Consider the following 12,261-nt stretch of genomic DNA (forward strand, 5'->3'; position numbering starts at 1 on the left):
CCGCTACCACGCGAATTTTATTCCCGAAAAGCTGCCTTCTCTGAAATCGGGAATAAACGACAGGTTACACCGGTATGGGATGGTATCGGTCAACTGACCGGTTCAACCTACTATGGAGGGGTCATGGACAATCACATCAATCGGCGCAGTTTCCTCAGGCTGGCCGGCCTGGGTGGCGCCATCTACGTGTCCGGGCTGAGCGGCTGGGCCAGCGCAGCGGCCAAACCGGGAGCGGCCAATGAAGACTTTTTCTTCATTCAGCTATCGGACAGCCACTGGGGATTTGAAGGAGCACCCAATCCCGATGCCCACGGCACCTTGAAAAAGGCAGTTGCTGCCGTGAACAGCCTGGAGCAGCAACCGGATTTCGTTGTCTTCACCGGCGACCTGACCCACACCACGGACGATCCGCAAGAGCGGCGCAAGAGGCTGGCTGAATTCAAGGAAATTGTCGGCGCGCTCAAGGTCAAGACTGTCCACTTCATGCCCGGCGAGCACGATGCGTCGCTCGACCATGGTGAAGCCTATCAGGAGTTCTTCGGCAAGACGCACTACACCTTCGATCACAAGGGCGTACATTTCATCGTGATCGACAATGTTTCCGATCCGACCGGCGCCATCGGTGAAGAACAACTCGCTTGGCTCGCCGCCGATCTGGCGCAACAAGCGGCAGACGCCAGGATTGTCGTCTTCACGCACCGACCGCTATTCGACCTCTACCCGCAATGGGATTGGGCGACGCGCGATGGCGCCAAGGCAGTCGATCTGCTGATGCCGCATGCCAACGTGACCGTGTTCTACGGCCATATCCATCAAGAAAACCACCATATGACCGGCCACATAGCGCATCACGCTGCGAAGTCGCTGATCTTTCCGCTACCGGCGCCCGGTTCGCAACCGAAGCGCACCCCGCTGCCCTGGGACGATGCCTATCCATACCGCGGCCTCGGTTTCCGCGAAGTCGTCGCCGAAGTGCCGAAAGCAGAATATGAATTGATTGAATTGCCGGTCAAAAAGGAGGGAGCATGAATACCAATCACAAACGGCGCCTGTTGCTGGCCGGTGCACTCGCAGGCGGGCTGGGCGGTGTCGCTGCTGCCGTGGGCGCGCAATCGCAGGAACGGGTAATCAAGGTGGTGGCAAAGAAATTTGATTTCACTCCCGGCGAAATCCATCTGAAAAAGAATGTCCCGGTGACATTAGAGTTCACCACGCAAGATGTCGTCATGGGTTTCAACCTGCCAGATTTTGCGTTGCGTACCGATATCGTTCCGGGAACCACATCGCGCCTGCGCTTCACGCCCGACAAGGCCGGCGAATTTCCATTTCATTGCGATGTATTTTGCGGCTCCGGCATGAAAACATGAGTGGCGTCATCCAGGTTACCTGATAACTAGGACCCAAAGCCCTGATTCAACAGGGCTTTTTTTCGTTCGCATTTTCCTTCGGCATTTCTGTTCCGCAGAAATATATATCATGTTGTGATATATTTGCGCACCACAGACGTACAACCCGTTTTTTACCGCAAGCCGATTATCAGATGCCAAAACCATCCTCCGCGCTAACCAAACAGGATTTCGAAGCCCTGTCCGCGTTCCGCTACCAACTCCGAAAATTCCTGAGATTCAGCGAAGACGCTGCGCAGGCGGAAGGCGTCACACCTCAGCAATACTTGCTGCTGTTGCACGTCAAAGGCTTCCCGGATCGGGACTGGGCCAGCATCGGCGAGCTGGCCGAACGTTTGCAATCACAGCATCACGGCGTGGTGGCATTGGTGTCGCGCTGCGAGAAGCTGAAGCTGGTCAAGCGCCAGCCCAGCGAGGTCGATCGGCGGCAAGTCAACGTCCACCTGTTGCCGGCCGGCGAGCGCTGCTTGGCCAAGCTGGCTGAACTGCATCACGCCGAACTGAACACACTAAGCGACATTTTCCGCGTGCCGACCATCAATACCTGAATACCCATCAACCTCGCCATGTCATCCCACCACAATCTGCACAAACGCGACTTCGCTGCCAACACTCGCCTGCTCAAGATTGCATTGATCGCCGTCATCATCGGCGGCTGCGGCACGCTGGCGGCATTCGTACTGCTCAATCTGATCAGGATGTTCACCAATCTGTTTTTCTACCAATCCGTCTCCTTCGCTGCGCATTCGCCGGCCGATAACCATCTCGGCGCCTGGGTCATTGCCCTGCCGGTGCTGGGTGGCCTGATCGTCGGCCTGATTGCCCGCTTCGGCTCGGACAAGATCCGCGGACACGGCATCCCGGAAGCGATCGAAGCGATCCTGTTCGGCAAGAGCAAGATGTCGGCCAAGGTCGCTGTGCTCAAGCCGCTGTCGTCCGGCATCGTGATCGGCAGCGGCGGACCGTTTGGCGCCGAGGGCCCGATCATCATGACCGGCGGCGCCATCGGTTCACTGATTGCACAGCACTTCCACCTGACCGCAGCTGAGCGCAAGACCTTGCTGGTGGCCGGCGCTGCGGCCGGCATGACCGCGGTGTTCGGCACACCGGTGGCGGCCGTGCTACTGGCAGTGGAACTGCTGCTATTCGAATTGCGCCCGCGCAGCTTGCTGCCAGTCATCGTGGCCTGCGCGGTCGCAGGTTTTACCCGACCTTTGTTGCTGGAAAGCGGCCCGCTGTTCCCACTGCAGACATCGGAAGTCGGCGTCAGTGCGCTCTTTTCCTGTGTCATTGCCGGCATTCTCGGTGGCGCGTTGTCGGCACTAATGTCGACTGCGTTGTACAAAGTCGAAGACATGTTCGGAAAATTGCCGATCCACTGGATGTGGTGGCCGGCGCTGGGCGGCATCGCAGTCGGCATCGGCGGTTATCTCGAACCGCGTGCGCTCGGCGTCGGCTACGACGTCATCGGCGATCTGCTCAATGGAAATCTGGCCTTGCAACTGGTCCTGGGGCTGTTGTTGGTCAAGGCAGTGATCTGGGTCATCGCGCTCGGCTCCGGCACCTCCGGCGGTGTGCTGGCGCCGTTGCTGATCATCGGCGCCGGATTAGGGACGGTGTTGGCGCCTTGGCTACCGGGCGGCGACGCGCATTTGTGGCCGTTGGTATGTATGGCGGCAGTGTTGGCCGGCGTGCTGGGCGCGCCGCTTACCGCGGCAGTATTCGCGTTCGGCTTGACACACGACACCAACGCCCTGCTGCCGCTACTGCTCACCACCGGTGTCGCCTATGGCTTTACCGTGCTCACCATGAAGCGCTCGATCATGACCGAGAAAATCGCCCGGCGCGGCTATCACATCTACCGCGAATACGGTGTCGATCCATTGGAGCGCCAGCATGTCGATGAAGTGATGAGCCATACCGTAACGGCAATTCCGGCCAACCTGGCTATCGCGGAAGTCCTTGAGCGCTATTTCGGCACGCAGCAAGCGCACCGATGCTATCCGGTAGTTGACGAGGAACAGCGCCTGCTGGGCATGGTCGAGCGCAGCAGTTTCGGTCCACGGGTCGACGGTAGCAATCCGTTGACGACCTTGTTCAGTCCCGTACACCAGACGCCATCCTCAGCACTGATGGCGCTGCCGTCCGAAACCTGCCGCATCGCAGCGGCAAGGATGGCCAGCCATCATCTGGAACGGCTGCCTGTGGTCAGCGATCTGGAAAGTCGGCGCCTGATCGGAATTATCAGCCGCAGCGACCTGATCAAGCCGTCACGCTTGTTCTTTGATGAAGAACAGAAGCGTGAGCGGCTGATAAGCTAGATCGGTTTTCAGGCTTTGCGAGCTAGCTGCGCAGCTATTTTTCGTCAGCTAGCTGCGCGCTTGATTGCTGCTTCACATCTTTCGCCGCCAGCGTCGGCTTCTTCTGCGCCTGCCATTTTTTTAGATAGGCGTCGATCAACGCTCCACGATAGATTTGAGGTTCCGAATGGGTCACTTCTCCGGGTTCCTTGGCATCCTTGAAATCTTCCGTTTCCCAGGTCGCGACAAGTGCCTTGGCCTTGTCGAAAGCATCACCGAAAGAACGGCTGCCAGGCAAGGAACGCTCGAAGAACGCCTTGCCGAAGTAAGTGAAATCGCGGTCGTCGGCGCAGCCGAAGGAAGTCCGGTCGCGGCGTGCGGCTGTCATGACCATCGTGTGTTCATCCTTGAGGGGATCGATGAAGCCGCCCGCATAGCAGGCCGACACCACCACTACTTTCCAGCGAATCCCCGACTCGGCCAGTATTTTCCCCAGCTCCTTTGCTTCGAGACCGCGTAATCCATGCCGTTCTGGTCCAGCTTGAATTCATGATCCTTTGATCCATGGCTGGTAAGGAACAGAAACAGGATGTCGTTTTCCTTGTCCATCCGGGCAGCAATGGCAGACACGCTTTCGCGGATGCTGGTCAAGGTCGCCATCGGCACCTCAGATACTGTTTTGCGACTGTTGATCAAGGCCACCGAACGCCCCTCGGTACCGTAGTCACGGTCGAACTGCTGGCGGACAAAATCGGTCTCGCGATGAAACACCTCTTGCGAACCGTCGCCGCCTATCGCCAGCAAATACAGATTGATCTTGCCAGGCTCATGCGGCGCCAGCCCAGCCAAAGTCTTGTCGAGCAAAGCCCGCTGACGATAGATGGCTGTTTCGACGTTTTCCTGAATGTTCCGCAAGGCGGCCTTATCCTCGAACTGTCCATAGCGCCACGTACCACTATCCTTGGTGCGACCATCCTCTTGCGCCTCGGCGTAGGTAAAAACACCCTCACCGTCATACACGCCGTACTTGAAACTGCCTACGTATTCGTTGCCCCCGACGTCCCTGTAGGTACCCTGCCCGTGAAACTTGCTGCCTTTGAACTCGCCTTCGTAGCGGCTGCCATCCTTGCCGATAAAGGTTCCTTTGCCGACCAGTTCGCCTTTGACAAAAGTACCTTGATACATATCCCCTTGTGGACTGGAAAGCGTGCCGGCGCCTTCTGCTAGCCAATTGACGAAATCACCGGTGTGCAGCACGCCGCTTTTGTAGCCGTGGACGCCATTGCCGGTGAACTTATCCTTGTCAAAGTCGCCTTCATAGAACTGCCCGTCCGGCAACTCATAACGGCCTCTTCCCTGATACATGCCATCCACGAATTCACCCGTGAATTTACGGCCGTTCTCGTACGTGAGTTCGCCATGACCGTTGTACTTTCCCTTGTGAAAAGCCCCGACATATTCTTCGCCATGCCCGCGCCACTTGCCGTTTCCATCGTACAAGCCGTCGACGAAACCGCCTTCATACACGCTGCCGTCGGCCAGCTGGTATCGTCCCTGACCGTTGAATTGGTCATTGGCGAACTGACCGACATAAACCGCGCCCTCCGGCTCGACCATGCGCCCCTGGCCGGTCAGCATGCCGTCCTTGAGAGTGCCCTCATAGTAAGTACCGTTAGTCCATCGGTATTTACCTTTTCCGGACAATAACCCTTTGTCGAACTCACCTTCGTACCAGGCGCCGTTAGCCCATTCGATCCTGCCTTGTGCCTGCAGCTTTCCATCCACCAGTTGGCCAAAGTACCGGCCACCATCCGGCGTGATTGCGTCGGGAACTGTTGCGGCCGCAACTTGAACGGCGAGCGTTGACGATGGAGAACAGGCGAATACGGCTGCAAGCGCTGCAGCAACGAGCACTCTTTCGCATTTAACTACGGTGACGTTATTGAGCATATGCAGCCATCCCCCAGAATCTCGTTGTGATTTAAATGAAACAAGCCGAACAGATTGAGCAAGTGCCCATTCCAGAAGACGGCGATACAATTCGATACAAATTGCAGAACGGAAATTTATCACGAACGTTGCAAATCGACATGGAAATTTGAATACCGAAAAACCTCCCCCCAATCACGCCAGTCAATATTTTGGCTAATCAATATCAACTTTCACTTTCAAGGCGTGGCATCAAACAGCTTTCGCGACTCTGCCGAGCGAATCGCAGAATCTTGATGCACGCGCGCATTTCCATCGAGAAATATTCGAAATCCGGTAATATCCCCATATCGATTTGTCATGTTGCATGCACGCTTCGACGCGTGCTGTCCCACCTCAAGAACCGGACCCATCAGAAATCAAATGCAATTGAATAAATTATCCGCCCGACTCTCTTTGTGCCTGTTTGCCTTAATGCTGACTGCATGCTGCCGCAGCAGCCAGCCAAGTTGCACCACTATCGACAATACCAAGGCGGGGAGCAGCGAAGGTAGTAGCGGTAACGCCAGCTTCAACCAGCCCGCGGGGATCGCCACCGATCTGGCCGGCAATCTGTTTGTCAGCGATACCGGCAACAACACCGTCCGCAAAATAACAGCCGCCGGCGTAGTGACCACCGTGGCCGGCAGCGCCGGCAATGCGGGCAACAAGGACGGCACGGCGCAACAGGCGCGGTTCAGCGAGCCCAACGGCATCGCGATCGATCTGGCCGGCAACCTGTACGTGGCCGATACGCAAAACAATACGATCCGCAAGATCTCGTCCGCAGGCTTCATCTCGACACTGGCCGGTAGCCCCGGCCAGGCCGGACGCGACGACGGCAGCACAGGGAACGCACGTTTCAACCAGCCTTGGGGGATTACGCTCGACGCGGCCGGCAATCTGTATGTCGCTGATACTGGTAACAACGCGATCCGCAAGATCACCACTACGGGCCTAGTAAGCACCATCGCCGGCACGCCGGGTTTTGCCGGGAACAGCGACGGCAACGGAAGCGGTGCGCAATTCAATCAGCCGCATGGCATCGCAATCGACACCTCGGCCAATCTGTACATTGCCGACACGAATAACAACACGATCCGCAAGCTGACCCAGACGGGCGATGTCAGCACCCTGGCAGGTGACGTCGCAGGTAACAGCGACGGCAGCGGCCAGCGCGCCCGCTTCAACCAGCCGATCGGCATCGCGGTCGACAGTGCCGGCAATATACGGGTGACGGACACCGGCAACCAGCTGATTCGCAATGTCTCCATGTCCGGCGTGGTCAATACCATCGCCGGTACAGCGGGAATCTCCGGCTATACGGATGGCACCGGCAGCAACGCACGTTTCGACCAGCCCATGGGCATCGCCACCGATGCGGCAAATAATATGTACGTTGCAGACACCGTCAACAATGTGATCCGCAAAATCACGACCAGCGGGCTGGTGAGTACCTTGTTGCGAGGCGATGGCTCGTCGCAATGCTTGTGCCTGTTTAACTTCTAATGCAATTGCAGCCGCGCGCCCGGGTATTCGACAATGAAAAACAAAAAACCCTTGAATTCATAATGAAATCAAGGGTTTTATGATGTTCTGGCGGAAGGTGTGAGATTCGAACTCACGAAGGCTTTAACACCTCGCCAGTTTTCAAGACTGGTGCATTCAACCGCTCTGCCAACCTTCCGGGAAGGCCGCCATTATACCCAATTTGCAAGAATTTAACGAGATTGGGCGCGGATTTTATTGCGTTTTCTACTGAAGAGAGCCCGCAAACGGCTCAATCCAACAGGAACATTTGCTGCAAATCATTCAGGAAACGCCGTCCCAACTCGGTCGGGCGGATGATTTTGTGATCGCGATACAGCAGCCCCTTGGCTTCGGCCTGGTTCAGCGATTTCTCGATGACGTTCAGCGCCAGGCCGGTGCGCTCACTGAACTGGTTGACTTCAAAACCATTATTCAAGCGCAGCGCATTGAGCATGAATTCGAAGCCGAGATCGTCGCGGCCGATTTCTACCTCTTCCTGCACCACATTGCCCAAGCGGCTATGTTCCAGGTAAGCCTTGGGCTGCTTGTAGCGCATCTGGCGGATTACGCGATGCGGGAAAGACAGCTTGGAATGGGCGCCGGCGCCGATGCCGAGATAGTCGCCGAATTGCCAGTAATTGAGGTTGTGGCGCGCCTGGCGGCCAGGCTGGGCGTAGGCTGACACTTCGTAGTGTCCGTAGCCCGCGGCGCCGGTCTGGGCGCTGATCATGTCCTGCATTTCGGCGCTGGCGTCGTCGTCCGGCACTACTGGCGGGTACTTGGCGAAATAGGTATTCGGCTCCAGCGTCAAATGGTAAAGCGACAGGTGCGGCGGCGCGAAACCGATCGCGGTGGCGACATCTTGCCGCGCCTCTTCCAGAGTTTGCGACGGCAGCGCATACATCAGGTCGAGATTGAAATTGTCGAAAGTCGAATGCGCGATCTCGACCGCGCGACGCGCCTCGCCATCATCGTGGATACGTCCCAGCGCCTGCAGATGGCGGGCGTTGAAACTCTGGATGCCGATCGACAGGCGGTTGATGCCGCTTTGCCGATACGACTTGAATTTTTCCGCTTCGAAGGTGCCTGGATTGGCTTCCATCGTAATTTCCGCCGCGCCGTCCAGCGGCAACAACGAGCGTACATCCGACATCAGCCGATCCAGCCCTGCCGCCGACATCAGGCTGGGCGTACCGCCGCCGATGAAGATCGTATAGATCTTGCGGCCCCAGATCAGCGGCAGCGCCGCTTCCAGGTCGGCTCGCAGCGCAGCCAGGTATTCTTCTTCAGGAAAGCCGCCATCGCCCTTCGCTTCATGCGAATTGAAATCGCAATACGGACACTTTTTGACGCACCAAGGAAAGTGGATATATAGCGACAGCGGCGGCAACGCGCTGAGGCTCAATGCGCCTGGTTGCAGATAGGCCAGCGCGGCCTGGGCCGCAGCGGATGGCTTGTCTGCTGGCTGGCTCTTGGCTTGGCCCGGCATGCCGATAGGTTTGATAGGAATCATCGCAACTTTTCTACCAGTGCACGCAGCGCCTGGCCGCGGTGCGAAATCGCATTCTTTTCGGCGGCGCTGAATTCAGCCGCGGTTTTATTCTGCTCAGGCAGCAGGAAATACGGATCGTAGCCGAACCCGCCCTCACCGCGCGGCGTATCGATGATGACGCCGTTCCAGCGGCCATCGGCAATCACCGGTTGCGGATCATCGGCATGACGCACAAACACCAGCACACAGTAATAATAGGCCGATTTATCGGCATGCGGCGCCAGATCGGCAACCAGCTTGCGATTGTTCTCAGCGTCAGATTTCGGCTCGCCGGCATATCGCGCCGACAAGACGCCGGGGGCGCCGCCCAGCGCGTTGACGCACACGCCGGAGTCATCGGCCAGTGCCGGCAGACCGGTCAGGCGCGATGCGTGGCGCGCCTTGGTCAATGCATTTTCGACAAAGGTCAGATACGGCTCTTCCGCCTCAGGCACCTCGAATTCGCCCTGCGGACGAACGTCGAAATCGATCTGCGCCAGCAATTGGCCGAATTCTTTTAATTTACCGGCGTTATTGGAGGCCAGAACCAAGGTGCGTGACATGGGCAACTCGAAGCAAATTGGGGAAAGGCGGTACTTTAGCACCGGATGGCGATTACCGCCGGATCGGGACGATGTCGACCTGAAGAAACAGCGCCATGGCGCCATAAAGTAATCAAACCAACAACAAATGGACGCAAATAGGCAAATTGATTGAAACCGGAGGGGAGCCAACGCCGGGTTCGGCGTCAGCCTCCCCGTTATTTTGGAGCAGATCGACAGTTACGCGACGCGCTTGCCGAGGATCACCAGATCGCGCTCAATGCCGTCCAAGGTAGCAACCCGGGGCATATTGGCCCAACGCTCGAAACCGAAGGCATCGAACAATTTCAGGCTGGGCTGGTTATGGCCGAACACGAAACCAAGCAAGGTATGCACGCCGATGGCCGGTGCATGGTCGATGGCTTGCCCCAGCAGGTAACGACCAAGGCCTTTACCGCGCGCATCTTCGTGGAGATAGATCGACAACTCGGCAGTGCCCGCATAAGCCGGGCGACCGTAGAAATCGGAATACGACAACCAGCCGAGGATGGCGCCATCCTGCTCCACCACCCATAGCGGTCGGCGCTCGGGATTGTGATGATCGAACCAGGCCTGGCGCGATTCGACCGAAACCGGCTCGGTATCGGCGGTCACTTCGCGCGAAGCGACCGTGCTGTTATAAATGGCGACAATTGCCGGCAGATCCTGCTGGTTTGCCAATCTAAAGCTGTAATCCATATGCTGTGTTCCGAAACTGGATGAATCTTGGTCTTAGTAAGTATGCGTTGGCCGCGCCGATCCCAATGCAGAGCCCAGCACCTCTTCGATACGCTTGCGCAGGCGCTGGCCGCTGTCGTCGTCAGGGAAATGCACGCCGACACCTTGCGCCTTGTTGTTATTGGCGTTCTTCGGTGTGATCCATGCGACCCGGGCCGCGATCGGATACTTGGCGGCGTCATCCATCAAGCTCAGGATCAGGTAGATCTCGTCGCCAATGCGATAGGTCTTGTTGGTCGGCACGAAGATACCGCCGTTCGTCAGGAACGGCATGTAAGCCGCATACAGCGCCGATTTTTCCTTGATCACCAGGGACAACACCGACGGCCTGGCCAGCTTGACCGGCTCGGGCGTGCTTATCGAGTTTTCTGCCATCTTGATCCTTTCAATATTCAAGCAAACATAGCGGCGTAATCAAGCAGCATCTCTTCAATGAAGAGCCGCGCCGAGAGCGGATGCTCCGCAATCGCCCGACGCTCGCCGGTCGCCTTCAAGGCCCGCAGCAAGGCGCCAGTTTCAACCTTGGCGGCCAGCGCTGCAAGCGCTTTCTCATAACGGGGATAATACCGGATTGTGCCGGACATTTTGAAAGAAAACAGGTCATACAGCCAGCGCTGCTGCCAGGCCACCAACTCGACAACCGGCGTTTTCTGCAAATGTTCCGCACATTTCAAGGCGCCATCGATGCCGGGCCGGGTCAAATGCTCCAGGAATTCGTCGATCAGTTCACGACCGTCGCTCTGCGATTGCGCGTAAGCCGTCAACGGCGCGCCGCCCTGCTCCGCCAGCAAAGCATTCGCATCGGCTTCTTTCAAGCCCTGCTGGCGCAGCCAGGACAGCGCCTCTGCCGGCGAAGGCAGCGGCATGGCAAACTTGCGGCAACGCGACAGGATGGTCGGCAGCAAGCGATCCAGGCTGTTGGAACACAACAGGAACACGGTATTCGGCGGCGGCTCTTCCAGCGTTTTCAGCAAGGCATTGGCAGAGGCCGTATTCAAAGCCTCGGCCGGATACAACAATACCACCCGCTGGCCCTGCCGATGCGTCGAGATATTCATGAAACCGGACAAGGCCCGGACCTGGTCGATCTTGATTTCCTTGGACGGCGCCTTGGTCGCCTTGGCGCTCTTCTTGCCGTCGCCCGCCTCGCCATCATCACCCTCCCCGGCTTCGTCGCCATCGAGAATTTCCGGACGCACCCGGCGGTAATCTGGATGGTTGTATTGGACGAACCAGCCGCAGGAACCACAAGTACCACAAGCATGGCCATCGGCCTGCGGCTGCTCGCACAGCAACGACTGCGCGAACTGTTCCGCAAAAACCGTCTTGCCGATGCCTTCAGCGCCATGAAACAGGATAGCGTGCGGCAGGCGCGCCCGCATTTGCTGCAGCTGCTGCCAGACGCCTTCCTGCCACGGGAACAAAGAGTTACTCATTGATGTATGTTTCGCTGATGGACATGGTCGACGTAATTGTCATGGCGCAGTAATTGATTCGTCGGCGCATCAGGCCGCCGGTCCTTGTAGTGCGGCGATGATCTGCGCCAGCTCCTGCTGGATCTCGGGAATCGTCCGGGTGGCATCGATGATGCGGAAACGTTGAGGAAACTGCGCCGCGCGGCGCAAATATTCAGCGCGCGTGGCGGCGAAGAAGTCGGCCTTTTCTTGTTCAAACTTGTCCAGTGTGCGCGTCGCATCGAGACGCATGCGCGCCACTTCCAGCGGCACATCAAACAGCAGGGTCAGGTCCGGTTGCAGATGCGGATGCACCCACTGCTCCAGTGCCTCCAGTTTTGCCAGCGGCAATTGCCGACCACCGCCCTGGTAGGCAAAGGTGGCGTCGGTGAAACGATCTGAAATCACCCAATCGCCGCGCGCCAGCGCCGGCTCGATGACTTGCGCCAGATGTTCGCGGCGAGCGGCGAACATCAGCATCGCCTCGGTTTCCAGATGCATCTTCTGATGCAGCAGCACTTCGCGCAAGGCCTCGCCTAGCGCCGTCCCGCCGGGTTCGCGCGTGGTGACGACATTCAGCCCGCGCGAGCGCAGCAAGTCTGCGACGAAACCGATATGGGTCGATTTGCCGGCGCCGTCGATGCCTTCGAATGTAATGAACTTTCCTGATGCCATTGCGTTGCCTATGTGTTCTTTAAAAAATCAACGGGATGATTCCGCGATGCAATCTTGCAATTATCGCCCATCATCGGC

Annotated in this window: 13 protein-coding genes and 1 tRNA gene; 5 read left to right on the plus strand and 9 right to left on the minus strand. The window is 57.7% G+C overall.

Annotation, left to right across the window (positions count from 1 at the left end; genetic code table 11):
- The first annotated feature begins 123 nt into the window (after nt 1–123).
- The 4 genes from CAter10_RS12150 to CAter10_RS12165 all read left to right on the plus strand — a co-directional run bounded on the left by CAter10_RS12150 (nt 124) and on the right by CAter10_RS12165 (nt 3,727).
- Entirely contained in the window at nt 124–1,029 is a 906-nt protein-coding gene (locus CAter10_RS12150) for a metallophosphoesterase family protein (RefSeq protein ID WP_061533609.1), read from the plus strand.
- Nucleotides 1,026–1,367, plus strand: coding sequence for a cupredoxin domain-containing protein (locus tag CAter10_RS12155; RefSeq protein WP_236905334.1), 342 nt, complete (start codon nt 1,026–1,028; stop codon nt 1,365–1,367). The genes CAter10_RS12150 and CAter10_RS12155 overlap by 4 nt, the downstream gene beginning before the upstream one ends.
- A 173-nt stretch (nt 1,368–1,540) precedes the next feature.
- The gene (locus tag CAter10_RS12160) at nt 1,541–1,954 is read left to right on the plus strand and encodes a MarR family winged helix-turn-helix transcriptional regulator (RefSeq protein ID WP_061533610.1); all 414 of its coding nucleotides are present in this window, start codon (nt 1,541–1,543) and stop codon (nt 1,952–1,954) included.
- Nucleotides 1,955–1,972: 18 nt separating this feature from the next.
- The gene (locus CAter10_RS12165; RefSeq protein ID WP_061533611.1) at nt 1,973–3,727 is read left to right on the plus strand and encodes a chloride channel protein; all 1,755 of its coding nucleotides are present in this window, start codon (nt 1,973–1,975) and stop codon (nt 3,725–3,727) included.
- 34 nt (nt 3,728–3,761) lie between these two features.
- Here CAter10_RS12165 and CAter10_RS12170 read toward each other — a convergent pair whose 3' ends face one another.
- Both CAter10_RS12170 and CAter10_RS12175 read right to left on the minus strand, forming a co-directional pair.
- Nucleotides 3,762–4,160 carry a C13 family peptidase gene (locus tag CAter10_RS12170; protein ID WP_061533612.1) on the minus strand — a complete coding sequence of 133 codons (399 nt, stop codon included), beginning with the start codon at nt 4,158–4,160 and terminating at the stop codon, nt 3,762–3,764.
- Nucleotides 4,160–5,656 carry an MORN repeat-containing protein gene (locus tag CAter10_RS12175; protein WP_082797891.1) on the minus strand — a complete coding sequence of 499 codons (1,497 nt, stop codon included), beginning with the start codon at nt 5,654–5,656 and terminating at the stop codon, nt 4,160–4,162. Before CAter10_RS12175 ends, CAter10_RS12170 begins: the two co-directional genes overlap by 1 nt.
- Nucleotides 5,657–6,064: 408 nt before the next feature.
- Between CAter10_RS12175 and CAter10_RS12180 the strand changes: the two genes are divergently transcribed.
- Nucleotides 6,065–7,183 carry an NHL repeat-containing protein gene (locus tag CAter10_RS12180; protein WP_164840445.1) on the plus strand — a complete coding sequence of 373 codons (1,119 nt, stop codon included), beginning with the start codon at nt 6,065–6,067 and terminating at the stop codon, nt 7,181–7,183.
- Between the two features lie 88 nt (nt 7,184–7,271).
- Here the strand turns inward: CAter10_RS12180 and CAter10_RS12185 are convergent.
- The 7 genes from CAter10_RS12185 to tmk all read right to left on the minus strand — a co-directional run bounded on the left by CAter10_RS12185 (nt 7,272) and on the right by tmk (nt 12,183).
- Nucleotides 7,272–7,361 (minus strand) — tRNA-Ser (locus CAter10_RS12185).
- A gap of 93 nt (nt 7,362–7,454) precedes the next feature.
- A complete protein-coding gene (hemW, locus tag CAter10_RS12190) occupies nt 7,455–8,717 on the minus strand; it encodes a radical SAM family heme chaperone HemW (protein ID WP_061533615.1) in 1,263 nt (420 codons plus the stop codon).
- Nucleotides 8,714–9,298: an RdgB/HAM1 family non-canonical purine NTP pyrophosphatase gene (rdgB, locus tag CAter10_RS12195; protein WP_061533616.1), complete on the minus strand. Its 585-nt coding sequence runs from the start codon at nt 9,296–9,298 to the stop codon at nt 8,714–8,716. The genes hemW and rdgB overlap by 4 nt, the downstream gene beginning before the upstream one ends.
- A gap of 219 nt (nt 9,299–9,517) precedes the next feature.
- The gene (locus tag CAter10_RS12200) at nt 9,518–10,015 is read right to left on the minus strand and encodes a GNAT family N-acetyltransferase (protein WP_061533617.1); all 498 of its coding nucleotides are present in this window, start codon (nt 10,013–10,015) and stop codon (nt 9,518–9,520) included.
- Between the two features lie 33 nt (nt 10,016–10,048).
- Nucleotides 10,049–10,429 (minus strand): PilZ domain-containing protein, encoded by a 381-nt coding sequence (locus tag CAter10_RS12205; protein ID WP_061535318.1) that lies wholly within the window; start codon nt 10,427–10,429, stop codon nt 10,049–10,051.
- A 17-nt stretch (nt 10,430–10,446) separates the two neighbouring features.
- Nucleotides 10,447–11,490: a DNA polymerase III subunit delta' gene (locus CAter10_RS12210; RefSeq protein ID WP_061533618.1), complete on the minus strand. Its 1,044-nt coding sequence runs from the start codon at nt 11,488–11,490 to the stop codon at nt 10,447–10,449.
- A 69-nt stretch (nt 11,491–11,559) separates the two neighbouring features.
- On the minus strand, nt 11,560–12,183 hold the full coding sequence (gene tmk / locus CAter10_RS12215; RefSeq protein ID WP_061533619.1) for a dTMP kinase: 624 nt from the start codon (nt 12,181–12,183) through the stop codon (nt 11,560–11,562).
- Nucleotides 12,184–12,261 lie beyond the last annotated feature (78 nt).

The sequence above is a fragment of the Collimonas arenae genome (assembly GCF_001584165.1).
Taxonomy (GTDB): domain Bacteria; phylum Pseudomonadota; class Gammaproteobacteria; order Burkholderiales; family Burkholderiaceae_D; genus Collimonas; species Collimonas arenae.

Excerpts from the sequence above, each read along its gene's own strand:
- CAter10_RS12150 (WP_061533609.1), top strand. The coding sequence starts at position 124 with ATGGACAATCACATCAATCGGCGCAGTTTCCTCAGGCTGGCCGGCCTG.
- CAter10_RS12155 (WP_236905334.1), top strand. The coding sequence starts at position 1,026 with ATGAATACCAATCACAAACGGCGCCTGTTGCTGGCCGGTGCACTCGCA.
- CAter10_RS12160 (WP_061533610.1), top strand. The coding sequence starts at position 1,541 with ATGCCAAAACCATCCTCCGCGCTAACCAAACAGGATTTCGAAGCCCTG.
- CAter10_RS12165 (WP_061533611.1), top strand. The coding sequence starts at position 1,973 with ATGTCATCCCACCACAATCTGCACAAACGCGACTTCGCTGCCAACACT.
- CAter10_RS12175 (WP_082797891.1), bottom strand. The coding sequence starts at position 5,656 with ATGCTCAATAACGTCACCGTAGTTAAATGCGAAAGAGTGCTCGTTGCT.
- hemW (WP_061533615.1), bottom strand. The coding sequence starts at position 8,717 with ATGATTCCTATCAAACCTATCGGCATGCCGGGCCAAGCCAAGAGCCAG.
- rdgB (WP_061533616.1), bottom strand. The coding sequence starts at position 9,298 with ATGTCACGCACCTTGGTTCTGGCCTCCAATAACGCCGGTAAATTAAAA.
- CAter10_RS12200 (WP_061533617.1), bottom strand. The coding sequence starts at position 10,015 with ATGGATTACAGCTTTAGATTGGCAAACCAGCAGGATCTGCCGGCAATT.
- CAter10_RS12205 (WP_061535318.1), bottom strand. The coding sequence starts at position 10,429 with ATGGCAGAAAACTCGATAAGCACGCCCGAGCCGGTCAAGCTGGCCAGG.
- CAter10_RS12210 (WP_061533618.1), bottom strand. The coding sequence starts at position 11,490 with ATGAGTAACTCTTTGTTCCCGTGGCAGGAAGGCGTCTGGCAGCAGCTG.
- tmk (WP_061533619.1), bottom strand. The coding sequence starts at position 12,183 with ATGGCATCAGGAAAGTTCATTACATTCGAAGGCATCGACGGCGCCGGC.